At 66.3% G+C, this 15,651-nt stretch carries 14 protein-coding genes and 1 tRNA gene; 6 read left to right on the top strand and 9 right to left on the bottom strand.

Annotated elements, in window-relative coordinates; translation table 11 throughout:
* Window positions 1-20 precede the first annotated feature (20 nt).
* Complete coding sequence (folE, locus tag ACXJKM_RS04900) at window positions 21-713, bottom strand: GTP cyclohydrolase I (RefSeq protein ID WP_056205638.1); 693 nt, start codon at window positions 711-713, stop codon at window positions 21-23.
* 43 nt (window positions 714-756) lie between these two features.
* On the opposite strand from folE, the gene rsmB reads away from it, so the two are divergent.
* The 6 genes from rsmB to ACXJKM_RS04870 all read left to right on the top strand — a co-directional run bounded on the left by rsmB (window position 757) and on the right by ACXJKM_RS04870 (window position 7,564).
* Window positions 757-2,097 carry a 16S rRNA (cytosine(967)-C(5))-methyltransferase RsmB gene (gene rsmB, locus ACXJKM_RS04895; RefSeq protein WP_457350644.1) on the top strand — a complete coding sequence of 447 codons (1,341 nt, stop codon included), beginning with the start codon at window positions 757-759 and terminating at the stop codon, window positions 2,095-2,097.
* 1 nt (window position 2,098) lies between these two features.
* On the top strand, window positions 2,099-2,659 hold the full coding sequence (locus tag ACXJKM_RS04890; RefSeq protein ID WP_457350642.1) for a DUF4390 domain-containing protein: 561 nt from the start codon (window positions 2,099-2,101) through the stop codon (window positions 2,657-2,659).
* Entirely contained in the window at window positions 2,656-4,941 is a 2,286-nt protein-coding gene (locus ACXJKM_RS04885) for an ATP-binding protein (protein ID WP_457350640.1), read from the top strand. The genes ACXJKM_RS04890 and ACXJKM_RS04885 overlap by 4 nt, the downstream gene beginning before the upstream one ends.
* 6 nt (window positions 4,942-4,947) lie before the next feature.
* Window positions 4,948-5,643 (top strand): response regulator, encoded by a 696-nt coding sequence (locus ACXJKM_RS04880; RefSeq protein ID WP_457350638.1) that lies wholly within the window; start codon window positions 4,948-4,950, stop codon window positions 5,641-5,643.
* 77 nt (window positions 5,644-5,720) lie between these two features.
* Window positions 5,721-5,796: transfer RNA gene (locus ACXJKM_RS04875), tRNA-Phe, on the top strand.
* A gap of 388 nt (window positions 5,797-6,184) precedes the next feature.
* On the top strand, window positions 6,185-7,564 hold the full coding sequence (locus tag ACXJKM_RS04870; protein WP_457350636.1) for a hypothetical protein: 1,380 nt from the start codon (window positions 6,185-6,187) through the stop codon (window positions 7,562-7,564).
* A 10-nt stretch (window positions 7,565-7,574) separates the two neighbouring features.
* Here the strand turns inward: ACXJKM_RS04870 and ACXJKM_RS04865 are convergent, their stop codons facing one another.
* The 8 genes from ACXJKM_RS04865 to glpD form a co-directional block, all read right to left on the bottom strand.
* Window positions 7,575-8,027: a tyrosine-type recombinase/integrase gene (locus tag ACXJKM_RS04865; protein WP_457350634.1), complete on the bottom strand. Its 453-nt coding sequence runs from the start codon at window positions 8,025-8,027 to the stop codon at window positions 7,575-7,577.
* Between the two features lie 27 nt (window positions 8,028-8,054).
* Window positions 8,055-9,788 carry an ABC transporter substrate-binding protein gene (locus ACXJKM_RS04860; RefSeq protein ID WP_457350632.1) on the bottom strand — a complete coding sequence of 578 codons (1,734 nt, stop codon included), beginning with the start codon at window positions 9,786-9,788 and terminating at the stop codon, window positions 8,055-8,057.
* 90 nt (window positions 9,789-9,878) lie between these two features.
* Window positions 9,879-10,187 carry a DUF2160 domain-containing protein gene (locus ACXJKM_RS04855; protein ID WP_457322535.1) on the bottom strand — a complete coding sequence of 103 codons (309 nt, stop codon included), beginning with the start codon at window positions 10,185-10,187 and terminating at the stop codon, window positions 9,879-9,881.
* A 30-nt stretch (window positions 10,188-10,217) separates the two neighbouring features.
* Window positions 10,218-11,030 carry a carbohydrate ABC transporter permease gene (locus ACXJKM_RS04850; protein ID WP_457322533.1) on the bottom strand — a complete coding sequence of 271 codons (813 nt, stop codon included), beginning with the start codon at window positions 11,028-11,030 and terminating at the stop codon, window positions 10,218-10,220.
* A complete protein-coding gene (locus ACXJKM_RS04845) occupies window positions 11,023-11,904 on the bottom strand; it encodes a carbohydrate ABC transporter permease (protein ID WP_457350630.1) in 882 nt (293 codons plus the stop codon). The genes ACXJKM_RS04850 and ACXJKM_RS04845 overlap by 8 nt, the downstream gene beginning before the upstream one ends.
* On the bottom strand, window positions 11,901-12,929 hold the full coding sequence (locus ACXJKM_RS04840; RefSeq protein WP_457350628.1) for an ABC transporter ATP-binding protein: 1,029 nt from the start codon (window positions 12,927-12,929) through the stop codon (window positions 11,901-11,903). The genes ACXJKM_RS04845 and ACXJKM_RS04840 overlap by 4 nt, the downstream gene beginning before the upstream one ends.
* Entirely contained in the window at window positions 12,929-13,999 is a 1,071-nt protein-coding gene (locus ACXJKM_RS04835; RefSeq protein ID WP_056205615.1) for an ABC transporter ATP-binding protein, read from the bottom strand. Before ACXJKM_RS04835 ends, ACXJKM_RS04840 begins: the two co-directional genes overlap by 1 nt.
* Window positions 13,990-15,618: a glycerol-3-phosphate dehydrogenase gene (gene glpD / locus ACXJKM_RS04830; protein ID WP_457350626.1), complete on the bottom strand. Its 1,629-nt coding sequence runs from the start codon at window positions 15,616-15,618 to the stop codon at window positions 13,990-13,992. Before glpD ends, ACXJKM_RS04835 begins: the two co-directional genes overlap by 10 nt.
* Window positions 15,619-15,651 lie beyond the last annotated feature (33 nt).

Here is a 15,651-nt window from a genome sequence, read left to right as displayed (position 1 = left end):
GCCGAGACTGGACGAGGGGCTCACGACTTCTTCATCAGCGACAGGAACTCCCGCCGCAGATTGGGATCGGTGAGGAAAGCCCCGCGCATGACGCTGTTGGTCATCGCGGCCTCGATGTCCTTGACGCCGCGCCAGTGCATGCAGAAGTGGTCGGCCTCCATGACGACGGCCAGGCCGTCGGGCCGCACGCGGGTCTCCAGCTCGTTGGCCAGCATGATCACGGCCTCTTCCTGGATCTGCGGGCGGCTCATGATCCAGTCGGTCAGGCGCACGTACTTCGACAGGCCGATCAGGTTGGAATGCTCGTTGGGCATGATGCCGATCCACACCTTGCCGATGATGGGGCAGAGGTGGTGGGAGCAGGCGCTGCGCACCGTGATGGGGCCGACGATCATCAGCTCATTGAGGCGGCTGATGTTGGGGAATTCGGTCACCGTCGGCGCCTCGGCGTAGCGGCCGGCAAACACCTCGCGGACGAACATCTTGGCGACGCGCTTGGCGGTTTCCTGCGTGTTGTGGTCGCTGTCGGTGTCGATGACCAGGCTCTTCAGCACCTCCTGCATGCGGGTCTGCACCTCGGCCTGCAGCGCGTCGAGTTCACCGGGCTCGATGTAGGCGGCGATGTTGTCGTTGGCGTGGTGGCGGCAGCCGGCCGACACGAGGCGGTAGCGGATGCGTTCGGAAACGGGCGCGTCGGGGGCGGGTGCATTCATGGGCGCGAATTCTCCGGCCAAAGCCCGCTCCTACACTGGCGCGATGTCCCAAAGCCCCCAAGCCGGCTCGATGTCGGCTCCCCTGCACCGGCTGCTGTCCCAGGCCGCCGATGCCGTCCAGGGCGTGCGCGAGGGCAAATCCCTGACCGAGCTGCTGGGCCGCGTGCCCGCCGACCTGCGCCCCGGCACCCAGGCCCTGGCCTTCACGGCGCTGCGCCGCCTGGGCGGCGCCGAAGCGGCCCGCCAGCAGCTCGCGCCCAAGGCGCCGCCGGCGCGCGTCGACGCGTTGCTGCTGACTTCGCTGGCCCTGCTCTGGCCCGACCCCGAGCCCGATTCGTCGCCCATGTACGCCGACCACACCCTGGTCGACCAGGCCGTCCACGCCGCCAAGCAGCGCGCGCCGGCCAGCGCTGCCTTCATCAACGCCGTACTGCGTCGCTTTCTGCGCGAACGCGGCGCCATCGTCGCCGCCGCCGAGCGCAGCCCGCTGGGCGCCTTCAACCACCCGGCCTGGTGGGTCGAGAAGCTGCGGCTGGACTGGCCGGCGCAGTGGCAGGCCCTCCTGGCCGCCAACAACCGCCCACCGCCGATGACGCTGCGGGTGCACGCCCAGCGCGCCACGGCGGATGACTACGTGAAGCGCCTGGCGGCCGCCGGCATCGCGGCACGCACCCTGGGCGCTCCCACGCCCCAGGCCGTTGTGCTGGACAAGCCCGTGCCCGTGTCGGCCCTGCCCGGTTTTGCCGAGGGTCTGGTGTCCGTGCAGGACGCGGCCGCCCAGCTCGCCGCGCCTCTCGTCGTCGGCGCAGGCCTCAAGCCGGGTGCCCGCGTGCTGGATGCCTGCGCCGCACCGGGCGGCAAGACGGCCCATCTGCTCGAACTGCAGCCCGACCTGCAGCTGACCGCGCTGGACGCCGACGCGCAGCGCCTCATCCGCGTGCAGGACAACCTCAACCGCCTGCAGCAACAGGCGACGCTGAAGGCCGCCGACGCCCGCCAGACCGGCACCTGGTGGGATGGCCTGCCCTTCGACGCCATCCTCCTTGACGCCCCCTGCAGCGCCTCCGGCATCGTGCGCCGCCACCCCGACGTGCGCTGGCTGCGCCGCCCCGATGACATCACCGCCCTGGCCCGCATCCAGGCCGAGCTGCTGGACGCGCTGTGGCCGCTGCTCGCGCCGGGCGGCCGCCTCGTCTACGCCACCTGCTCTGTCTTCCGCGCCGAAGGCCAGGCCCAGCTCGACGCGTTTTTGCAACGCCAAACTGACGCCAAGTCCCATGCCGTGCCCGGGTTCACAGGTCACCTGCTGCCCCTGGCTGACAATGGTTCGCAACAGCAGTCGCCTCTGGACGGCTTTTTCTACGCACTGATCACGAAACCCTGATTTGTTCGCCCGGATCGCCATCGCCGCCTTCTTTGCCGTGCTGCTCGCCCTGACCCCCGGGCCGGCGCGGGCAGACGGCATCGAGCTGTCCCAGCTGTCCGCGCGCCGCGCCGACGACGGCCTGGACCTGAGCTTCACGACTCATTTCGAACTCAGCCACCCCGCCGAAGACGCACTGCACAAGGGGGTGCCGCTGTATTTTGTCGTTGAGGCCACCGTGCTGCGCAACCGCTGGTACTGGCGCGACGCCCGCGTCGCCCGCGCCGAGCGCACCTGGCGCCTGGCCTGGCAGTCCCTGACCCGGCAGTACCGCGTCTCCAACGGCGGCCTGCACCAAAGCTTCGCGACGCTGGACGAAGCGCTGACCGCGATGCGCGGCCAGAGCGCCTGGCATATTGCCGAGGCCAAGGACATCGAGGACGGCGGCAGCTACTACCTCGAGTTCAGCTACAAGCTCGACGTCACCCAGCTGCCGCGCCCCATGCAGATCGGCCTGCAATCGGGCTTTGCGCTCAGCATCGAGCAGAAGCGCTACTTCGCGCCCGACTTCACTCTGAAATGACCAAGGTTTCGCGTTGGGGCTGGGTCATCACCCTGGTGACCCTGACGGGCGTGGCCGGTGTGCTGGCCTTCGTACTCATCGTCGGCACCACGTCCGAGCGCGCCTTCTTCGAGCGCCACTACAACTGGCTCTACTGGGTCAATGTGGGGGTCGCCGTGGTGCTGACCCTGGTCATCCTGACGGCCGCCGTGCGCCTCGTTTTGCGTGTGCGCAGTGGCCGCTTCGGCAGCCGACTGCTGCTCAAGCTGGCGAGCATCTTCGCGCTGGTGGGCATCGTGCCCGGCGTGATGATCTACGCCGTCTCCTACCAGTTCGTGAACCGCAGCATCGAGACCTGGTTCGACGTGCGCCTGGCCAGCGCGCTGGAGGCTGGCCTGAACCTCGGCCGCGGCACGCTGGACGCCATGGTGAGCGACCTTGGCACCAAGACGCGTGACGCCGCCGACCAGCTCGCCGAAAGCAGCACGCCGCAGTTGCTGGCGCTGGAGCGCCTGCGCGACAAGCTTGGCGCCCGCACGGTCGCCGTCGTCGGCGCCAACGGCCAGATCCTGCTGGAGGGCGGCGGCGATACCCGCCAGCTCACGCCCGACCGCCCCAGCAGAGCCATGCTGGACAAGGCCCGTGGCAGCGTGGCCAGCCAGCTCGAAGGGCTGGAGGACGAGGCCGCAGCCCTGGAAGGCGGCGCCCAGATCCGCACGCTGGCGCGGATGCGCAATACCGAGTTGCGCCTGGGGCTGGACGAGCGCTACCTGATGGTCATCCAGCGCATTCCGGCCAGCATGCTGACCAATGCCCTGGCGGTGCAGACCGCCAACGCCGAATACCAGCAGCGCTCGCTGGAGCGCGTCGGCCTGCGCCGCATGTACCTGGGCACGCTGACATTGGTGCTCATCCTGGCCACCTTCGCGGCCCTGCTGCTGGCCGTGACGCTCGGCAACCAGCTCGCGCGGCCGCTGCTGATGCTGGCCGACGGCATGCGCCTCGTGGCCCAGGGCGACCTCTCCGCGCGCCCCGTGCTCGCCTCGCGCGATGAACTCGGCGGCCTGACACGCTCCTTCGCCGACATGACCGGCCAACTGGCCGACGCGCGCGCGCAGGTGTCGCGCACCGTGGCCGAGCTGGACGCCGCCCGCACCCACCTGCAGACCATCCTCGACAACCTGACCGCCGGCGTCCTCGTCATCGACGCCGACGGCTTCCTCGAGACCGTCAACCCCGGCGCGACGCGCATCCTGCGCCTGCCGCTGTCGGCCTACATCGGCCGCCCATTGGCCGACCTTGCCCCGCTGGCCGAGTTCTCCGCGGCGCTGGACCAGCGCTTCGAGCAGCACCTCGGCCGCGACAGCGGCGAGCGCGACATGGACCGCGAGCTCTGGCAGGACTCCTTCGAGCTCAAGCTCGACCCCAAGCAGGACCCGCTGACCCTGCTGGTGCGCGGCGCGCCGCTGCCGCAGGCCGCCCGCCTTGTCGTGTTCGACGACATCTCCGAAGTTGTCTCGGCGCAGCGCTCGGCCGCCTGGAGTGAGGTGGCGCGCCGCCTCGCCCACGAAATCAAGAACCCGCTGACACCCATCCAGCTCTCGGCCGAGCGCATGCAGCACAAGCTCGAAGCCAAGCTCGAAGGTACCGACCAGGCCATGCTCGTGCGTTCGGTGGCCACCATCGTCAACCAGGTGCAGGCCATGAAGCAGCTCGTCAACGAGTTCCGCGACTACGCCCGTCTGCCGTCGGCCCAGCTCAAGCCCCTGGACTTGAACGAGCTGATCCACGAGGTGCTTAGCCTCTACGCCGAGCCCCAGGAGAAGGGTCGCCTGGCTGCCGAGCTGGCCGCCAACCTGCCCCACATCAAGGGCGATGCCAGCCAACTGCGCCAGGTCATCCACAACCTCGTGCAGAACGCATTGGACGCCGTGCACGAGCGCCCCGATGGCCATGTGGCCGTGCGCTCCTCGTTGTCCGTGACCGAGGGCGGCACGCCGCGTTCGGTGCGCCTGCACATCGTCGACAACGGCCCCGGTTTTGCCGAAAAAGTGCTCAAGCGCGCCTTCGAACCTTATGTGACAACCAAGGCCAAGGGCACCGGCCTGGGCCTGGCCGTCGTGAAGAAAATTGCCGACGAACACGGCGCCCGCATCTCCTTGCGCAACCTGCATCCGGCTTCCGATGCGGGTTCTCCCCCGGACGGCAGTCAGGAGGCTGTCGTGACCGGCGCGCAAGTTTCGCTATCATTTTCGAATCTGGCACCTGCCACCGAGCCCGGTGCACAGGCCGCCAAGACCTAAGGATTCATGGCCACGATTCTTGTTGTCGACGACGAACTGGGCATCCGTGCCCTGTTGTCCGAAATCCTCAGCGACGAGGGACACACCATTGAGCTTGCCGAGAACGCCACCCAGGCGCGGGCGGTGCGTGAACGCATGCGCCCGGATCTCGTGCTGCTCGACATCTGGATGCCCGACGTCGACGGCGTGACGCTGCTCAAGGAATGGGGCAGCGCCGGCGTGCTGACCATGCCCGTCATCATGATGAGCGGCCACGSCACSATCGACACGGCGGTGGAGGCCACCAAGTTTGGCGCCATCGCCTTCCTCGAAAAGCCGATCACGCTGCAGAAACTGCTGCGCGCCGTCGAGCAGGCGCTGGTCAAGACCGCCCCGCCGCGCCCCGCGCCGGCTGCGGTCGGCATGGTCAGCTACGCCCGCCCCGAGATGAGCCCGATGCAGGCGGCACCCGCCAGCCTCGCGGGCAACAGCCACATGCCTGGCAACGCTTTGGCGTCCGAGCAGAGCTTCGAGCTCGACCGCCCGCTGCGCGAGGCGCGTGACGCCTTCGAGAAGAGCTACTTCGAGTTCCATCTCGCCAAGGAAAACGGCTCCATGACCCGCGTCGCCGAAAAGACCGGCCTGGAGCGCACCCACCTCTACCGCAAGCTCAAGCAACTGGGCGTCGACCTGAGCCGCAACAAGCGTGGCAGCGGCGGCTGACGTAGCAAAAGCTGCGCGGCCTGTGCTACAGTCGCGGACTTCGCTGAACGGCGCCAGCCATTCGGGAAGCAGATCAAGGCCTGGTAGCTCAGTTGGTAGAGCAGCGGATTGAAAATCCGCGTGTCGGTGGTTCGATTCCGCCCCAGGCCACCAGACAAGAACGGCACCCTTCGGGGTGCCGTTTGCGTTTGGGGGTTTGGGGCGGATGAGAACCACCGAGTGGTTCGCTCAAGGCAGTCCGGTGGACTGCCTTGGACGTGGCCTGCGGCCACGGGCCGAGCGCCCGCGAGGCCGAGGGATCGGTCCGACCGATCCCGAGCATTCCGCCTGTCGTCGCAGGGCATAGACTCCGCCGAAGCTACAAGCACTTAGAGCAAGCCCCGCGTAGTTCGTCTGCCCGGGGCTTTTCTACAATCTGTCGGAAGTTCTACAAACAGCGGTCATTGCCCCCTGCCAGCGGGGCGGGAGGGAGTCCGGTGAACTATTCTTTTGACACGTATGCGGCATACGGGCTGTCAAGCAACCCGTTCCTGTGCATGCCTTGGCTCCCAATGAGCGTGGCCAGCGTCTCGCCGTCGGGCGCGACCGCGAGATTCAGCTGGTCGCTCAAAAGCTTCACAAGCAAGGCAAAGTCACCTGCGTTGATGGGCACATTGGCGTCGGGAAGACGAGTCTGACCAACGTGGCCGCTTACCGTTGCCTAGAGGCCTTCAAGGCAAGGCAGTCAACGCAGCTTCTTTTGCCGGTCGCGGAGGCTTTCCAGCTGACCCCCAATGGCGACGCTGATGCGTTCTGCAGCAACGTTTTTCGTCGCGTCGCCCAGACCCTCATCCGTTATCGCGAGGAGTTGAGCGGAATCGCAGATGAGCAGCCTGGCTTGGCGGGTCTTCACGCCTGGTTGAATTCCCCCGTAGTCGAGCACATCAATGGAGCGCTGGGGGTTGCTGCGAGTGTCGGGGCGCCCGGTGTGGCGAGCGTGAGCGGCAGCGCCGGCGCATCAGGAGCCAAGCAACTCAACACCAGCGCGGCGTTTGCAGATCAAGGTTTCGAGCAATGGGTAAGGCAATGGCTCGAAGAGCTGTTTTCCGTCCAAGGCAACGGCGCCGTTGTCTGCGTGATTGACAACCTAGAGCTGCTAGAAACTGCGGCAAACGCTCGGCGGACCCTGGAGGCGCTGCGAGATCGTCTGTTCAACATCAATGGGCTGCGTTGGGTTTTTTGCGGGGCAAACGGAGTCATCCACGCTTTGGCCGCGTCGACGCGCTTGGAGGCCTTCCTCAACAGCCCCATCCTCAACGTGGGGCATGTGTCGCCTAGCTCCATTGCACCCCTCATGCGTGCCCGTTACCGCGAGTTTGCGATGAAGGACTCTGAGGAAGTTGAGCGTCTCCTGCCGCTGCGCATGAAGGATATTGAGTGGCTGTATCAGATCGTCAATTTCAACCTGCGAGACCTGCTCGCGCTGGCGGACGAATACTGCGAGTTCATGCACAGCACGGGAACGCGTCTGATGAGCGAGGATCACAAGGGGACGCGATTCGCCAAGTGGCTTGAGAAACGCACGACAGAGGCTTATGCAAACCTCTCAAGCAGGCTGCCCAACGATGCATGGGTCATCCTGGACTTGGTCATGTCGGACGAATTCAAGGGCAGCTTTGGAGTTGGAGATTACGAAGCGCTCAATCGAAATAGCCGCAAAGCTGTTGCACAGAGCACGTTCGAGAAGCGGTTGAAGGACCTGATCAAGCACAGCTTGATCTCGAAGAACATCGACGATGAAGCGGGCACGGGCGAAGATGAGTTCAAGCGGGAGATCTTCACCGTAACGCCCAAGGGGGCGATGGTTCATTACGCGCGGCTGGTGAAAAATGAAAACCAGGGATTGAAGCCCCTCACGTGGCTGCGGCGGGTCAACGGGTAGAGCCCGGGGGCTATCGCAAGGGGCTAACCCGTTCGCCGATGCGAGCGCGAACGTAGTGTTCTGTCATCTCGCGATTCCGGTGGCCGAGCAGCTTCTGCGAGTGCGCCAGGTCGCCCGTGTCTGTCGCAGCCTTAGCCCGGATGTCCCGGAACTGAAAGTCCACGCCAGCCAGCGTTCGCGCCTTGTCGAACCGCGACCGTAGCCCGAAGGTGCCGAGCGGCTTGCCGTCGTCATCCTGAATCAGCCAGGCGCTCAGGCGCTCGCGCGGCCTGGCGTTGATCCGGTCGATCAACTGAGCCAACTCGCCGGTGATCTCGATGGCCCGCTTGGTCTTGTTCTGGACGATCCACAGTGCGCCGTAGTGACGCGCCCTGGGCATGAGCAGCGAGCGTGTTGCCGCGCTCGCATGCAACCGCAATACGCAAGAAAAAGACCCGGCGCTTCGCCGGGCCAGACGCGCCATCGCCATCGGCGACAGACAGTGGCTTGCTCAGCGAACCTTCCCCGACTTCCACGCATTCAGCAGCGTGTCGTAGGCAATCGTTTCGCCCTTGGGTTTCTCATTGGCGAGCTTCTTCCACGGTGCGCTCTTGTCGGACAGCCACTTGCTCGGGTCTTCCTTCTTGTTGAGCTTGGGCGCGCAGCGGGCCATGCCGGCGCGCTCCAGGCGGCTCATGACCTGGTCCATCTCCTCGGCCAGGTTGTCCATGGCGGCCTGCGGGGTCTTCTCACCCGTCACGGCGACGGCGACGTTCTTCCACCAGAGCTGCGCGAGCTTGGGGTAGTCGGGCACGTTGGTGCCGGTCGGCGTCCATGCGACGCGGGCCGGGCTGCGATAGAACTCCACCAGGCCGCCGAGCTTCGGGGCCAGGTCGGTCATCGCGCTGCTGCGGATGTCGGACTCGCGAATGGGCGTCAGGCCCACGATGGTCTTCTTCAGCGACACGGTCTTGGCAGTCACGAACTGCGCGTACAGCCAGGCGGCGGCGGTCTTGTTGGCGTCGTGCGCCTCGAAGAAGGTCCATGAGCCCACGTCCTGGTAGCCGTTCTGCATGCCCTGCTTCCAGTACGGGCCGTTCGGGCCCGGAGCCATGCGCCACTTCGGCGTGCCGTCGGCGTTGACCACCGGCAGCCCGGGCTTGGTCATGTCGGCGGTGAAGGCGGTGTACCAGAAGATCTGCTGGGCGATCTGGCCCTGGGCCGGCACGGGGCCGGCCTCGCCGAAGGTCATGCCGGTGGCTTCCTTCGGGGCGTATTTCTTCATCCAGTCGACGTACTTGGTGAGTGCGTAGACGGCCGCGGGCGAATTGGTGGCGCCGCCGCGCGACACGCTGGCGCCGAGCGGCGTGCAGCCGTCGGGTGAGGCGCGGATGCCCCACTCGTCGACCGGCTTGCCGTTGGGGATGCCGATGTCGGCCGTGCCGGCCATTGAAAGCCAGGCGTCGGTGAAGCGCCAGCCGAGCGACGGGTCCTTCTTGCCGTAGTCCATGTGGCCGTAGATGGGCTTGCCGTCGATGGTCTTCACGTCGTTGGAGAAGAAGTCGGCGATGTCCTCGTAGGCGCTCCAGTTCAGCGGCACACCCAGCTCGTAGCCGTACTTGGCCTTGAACTTCTGCTTCAGGTCCGGCCGGGCGAACAGGTCGGCGCGGAACCAATACAGGTTGGCGAACTGCTGGTCGGGCAGCTGGTAGAGCTTCTTGTCGGGGCCGGTGGTGAAGCTGGTGCCGATGAAGTCGGCCAGGTCGAGCCCCGGGTTCGTCCACTCCTTGCCCTTGCCGGCCATGTAGTCGGTCAGGCTCATGATCTTGCCGTACCGGTAGTGGGTGCCGATCAGGTCGGAGTCGGAGATCCAGCCGTCGTAGATGGACTTGCCCGACTGCATGGAGGTCTGCAGCTTCTCGACGACGTCGCCCTCCTGGATCAGGTCGTGCTTGACCTTGATGCCGGTGATCTCTTCAAAGGCCTTCGCGAGCGTCTTGGATTCGTACTCGTGCGTGGTGATGGTTTCGGACACCACTGAGATCTCCTTCACGCCTTTGGCCTGCAGCTTCTTGGCAGCGTCGATGAACCACTTCATCTCATCCGCCTGCTGCTGCTTGCTCAGCGTGGAGGGCTGGAACTCGCTGTCGATCCACTTCTTGGCTTCGGCCTCGCCGGCCCATGCGCCCTGACCCACAGCCAGAGCAGCAGCGGCAAAGGCCACGGCATTCAAGCGCAATTTCATGTCTGTCTCCTGAGATGGCTTCCCATTGCTTGCACTGGCACGCCGGTCGGGAAGAGATGGCCGGCCGCCTTCTTGAAAAACTGCGTGGCTTCAGCCCTTGCGCATGATCAGCATGAGCAGCGCCATGGAGATGACGAAGCTGATCCAGATGGACGGCTCGTCCACGAGGCCGAACCACGTGACCATCTTCTCGCTCAAGGCCACGAAGGCCAGGTTGACCCAGGCCGCCGCCAGCAGGCCGATGAACAGGCGGTCCCCGCGGGTCGTCTCCAGCGGCAGCCAGCCGCGGCGGCTGGTGGTGGGCGACTTCAGCTCCCAGACCGTCATGCCGATCAGCATCAGCACGATGCTGCAGAAGAACACCGCCACCGGCAGCGTCCAGGCCATCCACTCGAACATGCTTGTTTCCTTTCGGTCGATCACGGGGCGCTAGACGCGGCCCATCGCGAAACCCTTGGCGATGTAGTGCCGCACGAACCAGATGACGATCGCGCCGGGCACGATGGTCAGCACGCCGGCGGCGGCGAGCACGCCCCAGTCCATGCCGGAGGCACTGACCGTGCGCGTCATCGTCGCCACGATGGGCTTGGCGTTCACGCTGGTGAGCGTGCGCGCCATCAGCAGTTCCACCCAGCTGAACATGAAGCAGAAGAACGCCGCCACGCCCACGCCGGCCTTGATGAGCGGCACGAAGATGGTCAGGAAGAAGCGCGGGAAGGAATAGCCGTCGATGTAGGCCGTCTCGTCGATCTCGCGCGGGATGCCGCTCATGAAGCCTTCCAGGATCCAGACCGCCAGCGGCACGTTGAACAGCAGGTGCGCGAGCGCCACGGCGATGTGCGTGTCCATCATCCCCAGCGTGGTGTAGAGCTGGAAGAAGGGCAGCAGGAAGACGGCCGGCGGCGTCATCCGGTTGGTCAACAGCCAGAAGAAGACGTGCTTGTCACCGAGGAAGCTGTAGCGGCTGAACGCATAGGCCGCCGGCAGCGCCACCAGCAGCGAGATCACCGTGTTGATGGCCACGTAGATCAGCGAGTTGATGTAGCCGGAGTACCAGCTCTCGTCGGTGAAGATGGTCTTGTAGTGTTCCCAGGTGAAGTGCTGCGGCCAAAGGCTGAAGCTGGACAGGATCTCCGTGTTCGTCTTGAACGACATGTTGACCATCCAGTACACCGGAAGGATGGCAAACAGCAGGTAGGCGACCAGGAAGATCGTGCGCTTCTTGAAACGCCGCTCATCCATGGGCCACCTCCTTCGACTGCGTGCCCACGCGCTGCATCCAGTTGTAGAGGATGAAGCACAGCAGCAGGATGATGAGGAAGTAGATCAACGAGAAGGCCGCGGCAGGGCCGAGGTCGAACTGGCCCACGGCCTTCTGCGTCAGGTACTGCGACAGGAAGGTCGTCGCGTTGCCCGGGCCCCCGCCGGTCAGCACGAAGGGCTCGGTGTAGATCATGAAGCTGTCCATGAAGCGCAGCAGCACGGCGATCATCAGCACGCCGCGCAGCTTGGGCAGCTGGATGAAGCGGAAGACGGACAGCTTGCTGGCGCCGTCGATGCGCGCGGCCTGGTAGTAGGCGTCTGGGATGGCGCGCAGGCCGGCGAAGCAAAGCAAGGCGACGAGGGGTGTCCAGTGCCACACATCCATCACGAGCACCGTCAGCCAAGCGTCGGTCGCATGCCCGGTGTAGCTGTAGTCGATGCCGAGCTTGGCGAGCGCGGCGCCCATCAGGCCGATATCGGTGCGGCCGTAGATCTGCCAGATGGTGCCGACCACGTTCCACGGGATGAGCAGCGAGATGGCCACGAGCACCAGTACCGCGGAGGACTTCCACCCCTGGGCCGGCATCGAGAGCGCGAGGCAGATGCCCAGCGGAATCTCGACCAGCAGCACCGAAAGCGAGAACCCCACTTGGCGCAGCAGTGCGCCTTGCAAGTCCTCGTCGCGCATCACTGCCTTGAACCACTCGGTGCCGACGAACACGCGGCGCTCGGGGGAGATGATGTCTTGCACCGAGTAGTTCACGACCGTCATCAGCGGCAGGATGGCGGAGAACGCCACGCACAGGATGACCGGCAGGATCAGCAACCATGCCTTCTGATTGACCGGCTTCATGCCATCAGCTCCTCGTTCTTGTAGTAGCAGGTGTGGCCGCCCTTCACGCTGAACCATGCGGTTTCGCCGACGGCGGCCGGCGTGGTGTCAGGGCTCAGGCGCGCGCGGATCACGCTGTCGCCGGCCTTGGCGGTGACGAGCCAGTAGGTGCCCACGTCCTGCCGCTGCGTGACGACGGCCTGCAATGCGCCGGTCGCATCAGGTGCTGCCAGCGTCACGTACTCGGGCCGCACGCCCAGCGTCGTCGCGCCGGCGGGGGCACCGGGCAGGACGTCGGCGGGCAGGAAGTTCATGCCTGGCGAGCCGATGAAATGCCCGACGAAGGTGTGCTGCGGGCGCTCGAAGAGCTGGCCGGCCGTGCCGATCTGCACCGCGCGGCCGCGCGTCATCACCACCACTTCCTCTGCAAAGGTCAGGGCTTCGACCTGGTCGTGGGTCACGTAGATCAGCGTCAGCTTCAGCTCCTTGTGGATCTGCTTGAGCTTGCGGCGCAGCTGCCACTTGAGGTGCGGGTCGATGACGGTGAGAGGCTCGTCGAAGAGCACGGCGCTCACGTCCTCGCGCACCAGGCCGCGGCCAAGCGAGATCTTCTGCTTGGCGTCGGCCGCGAGGCCCGCGGCGCGGGTGTCGAGCTGGCCGCTCAGCTCCAGCATCTCGGCGATGACGCCCACGCGCTGCTTGATCCTGTCGCGTGGCACGCCGCGGTTCTTCAGCGGGAATGCCAGGTTCTCGGCCACCGTCATCGTGTCGTAGATGACGGGGAACTGGAACACCTGGGCGATGTTGCGCTGCTGCGGCGTCTGCCGCGTCACGTTGATGCCGTCGAACTGCACCGTGCCCTGCGACGGCGTGACGAGGCCGGAGATGATGTTGAGCAGCGTCGTCTTGCCGCAGCCCGAGGGGCCGAGCAGCGCATACGCGCCGCCATCGCGGAAGACCATCTTCAGCGGCAGCAGCGCGTAGTCTTCGTCCTGCTGGGGGTTGGGGCGGTAGGCGTGAGCCAGGTCGAGTTCGATGCGGGCCATCAGGTCAGCTCCTTGCTCGGCGCCACCAGCAGCTCGCCGCTGGCGTCGAACACGTACACCTGGCCAGGGCTCAGGTACAGCGTGAGGCTGGCGCCCAAATCGAAGAAGTGCACGCCGGTCAGTTGGGCAACCAGTTCTCCCACCGGGGTCTCCACGTGCACGAAGGTGTCGGAGCCCGAGATTTCCGCCAGCTCCACCGTGCCGGGGAGGGCCACGTCGCCCGGGCGGCTTTGCAGGTGCAGCGCGCTTGCGCGCACGCCGAGGGTCAGCGCGGCGCTGCGGGTGGCGGGCAGGGGAGTCGTGACCTGCACACCCGCCGGCAGGCTCACCCCCGACGGGGTGGCGTTGCCGGCGATGAGATTCATCGGCGGGTCGCTGAAGGCGCGCGCGACGCGGATCGACCGCGGCCTGTGGAACACCTCGGCCGTGGGCCCGTACTGGAGCACTTCGCCGGCCTCCATCACGGCGGTGTAGCCGCCGAGCAGCAAGGCTTCGGTGGGCTCGGTGGTGGCGTAGACCACGGTGGAGTCGCCCACGGCGAAGAGCTGCGTGAGCTCGTCGCGCAGTTCCTCGCGCAGCTTGTAGTCCAGGTTCACCAGGGGCTCGTCGAGCAGCATCAAGGGCGCGGCCTTGGCAAGGGCGCGGGCCAGCGCCACGCGCTGTTGCTGGCCGCCCGAAAGCTCTGCGGGCAGGCGCGAGAGAAAGGGCTCGATGTGCAACTTGGCGGCCAGTTCCTGCACGCGGCCGGCGATGTTCTTCTCGCGGCGCAGCTTGAGCGGCGAGGCGATGTTGTCATACACGCTCATCGACGGGTAGTTGATGAACTGCTGGTACACCATGGCGACGTTGCGCTCTCGCACCGGCATGCCGGTCACGTCCCTGCGGTCCACGTGGACCTGGCCGTGCGTGGGCTTGTCCAGCCCCGCCATCAAGCGCATCAGGGTCGTCTTGCCCGCTTGGGTGGCTCCCAGCAGCACCGTGACTGCGCCCGGCGCGAGCTTCAGGTCCAGTGGATAGAGATGGGTCTCGGGGCCCACCACCTTGCCGACCCGCTCCAGCGTCAACTCCATGTCGTCGTCCTCACGCTGTCTCCAATGCTTGTCGTTGTCGTCGTCGTTTCACCCGGCCAGCGCGTCGCCCACCAGCGGGCGACGTCCCGGCGTTGTGCTTCGCTCATGTGCAACCCGAGCTTGGTGCGGCGCCACAGCACGTCGTCGGGCGTGCGTGCCCATTCGTGGTCGTGCAGGTAGACGAGCTCGCCCTCGTGCAGGCCCGGTGCGATCTCTTCACCCAGGCCTTCGGCCCCAAGAACCCGGTCGATACGAGCGCCATAGCAACGAGCCAGCCGATGGCGCAGTTTGACCGGCAGCGCCGGGTGCCGCTCCCCTAGCTTCTGTTCGAAACGGGCGAAGTCGACATCCGGCCGCGTGGCCGGGCCGATCCAGGCACTCAGGTCGCCACCGGGCAGCCAGGTGCCTGCGGTCCACGCGGCCGTCTTCAAGCCCAGGCCTTTGCAAAGCCCGTCCGCCGCGTCTTCGGCCAGCTTGCGGAAGGTTGTGATCTTGCCGCCCCACACGGTCAGCAAGGGCGGGCCGTCGGTGTCCAGCTCGAGCAGGTAGTCACGGGTCACGGCCGAGGGATCTTCGGCGTCGTCCTCGATCAGCGGACGCACGCCGGAGTAGCTCCACACCACATCGCCCGGCGCCACCGGCTTGACCATGTAGCGGCTCGCCTGTTCGCAGAGGTAGCGGGTCTCGTCGTCGTCGATCTTCGCGTCGCCGGCCGGGCCCTTGTGCTCGACGTCGGTGGTGCCGATGAGCGTGTAGTCGCCCTCGTAGGGAATGATGAAGATGACGCGCTTGTCGGCGCCCTGCAGCGCGTAGGCGTGGTCGTGGTCGAACAGCTTGGGCACGACGATGTGGCTGCCCTTGACCAGCCGCAGGGGCTTGATCTTCGATGCCTGCGCGTGAGCGTGCTCCTTCAGGAACTGCGCCGCCCAAGGCCCCGCCGCGTTGACGAGGGCGCGGGCGCGCACGAGGCGGACGGTGCCCGTGGCGCCCTGGAGGGTGACCTGCCAATGGGTGCTGTCGCGCTGGGCGTCGATGCAGCGCCAACCCGGCAACACCTGGGCCCCCCGCTCGGCGGCGTCCAGTGCGTTGAGCACCACCAGCCGGGCGTCGTCGGTCCAACCGTCGGAGTACAGGAAGGCACGGGAATAGCGCGGGTTCAACGGGGCGCCCAATGCGTGCCCGCGCAGGCTGATGGTGCGTGAGCCGGGCAGGAACTCGCGTCGCGCGAGGTGGTCGTAGAGGAACAGGCCGATGCGCATCATCCACACCGGGCGCATGCTCGGGTCGTGGGGCACCACCAGCCGCAGCGGACGCATGATGTGCGGGGCGCTGCGCAGCAGCACCTCACGCTCGGCCAGCGCCTTGCGCACCAGCAGGAAGTCGTAGTACTCCAGGTACCGGATGCCGCCGTGGATCATCTTGGTGGATGCCGACGACGTATGGGCGGCCAGGTCGTTCTTCTCGCAAAGCACCACCGACAGGCCGCGCCCGGCCAGGTCACGCGCGATGCCGGCACCATTGATGCCACCGCCCACGATGAGCACGTCGCAAGCTTGCGCTGCACTCGGGTGGACGGGAGATGCGGCCGGTTGAGTCACGCCCGTCGGGGAGTCGTTCAAGCTGTCTCCGATCTTCGTGAGTGGTCGCCGCGC

This window comes from Roseateles sp. P5_D6 (assembly GCF_054049415.1).
This window is presented reverse-complemented; position numbering and strand designations above follow the sequence as displayed.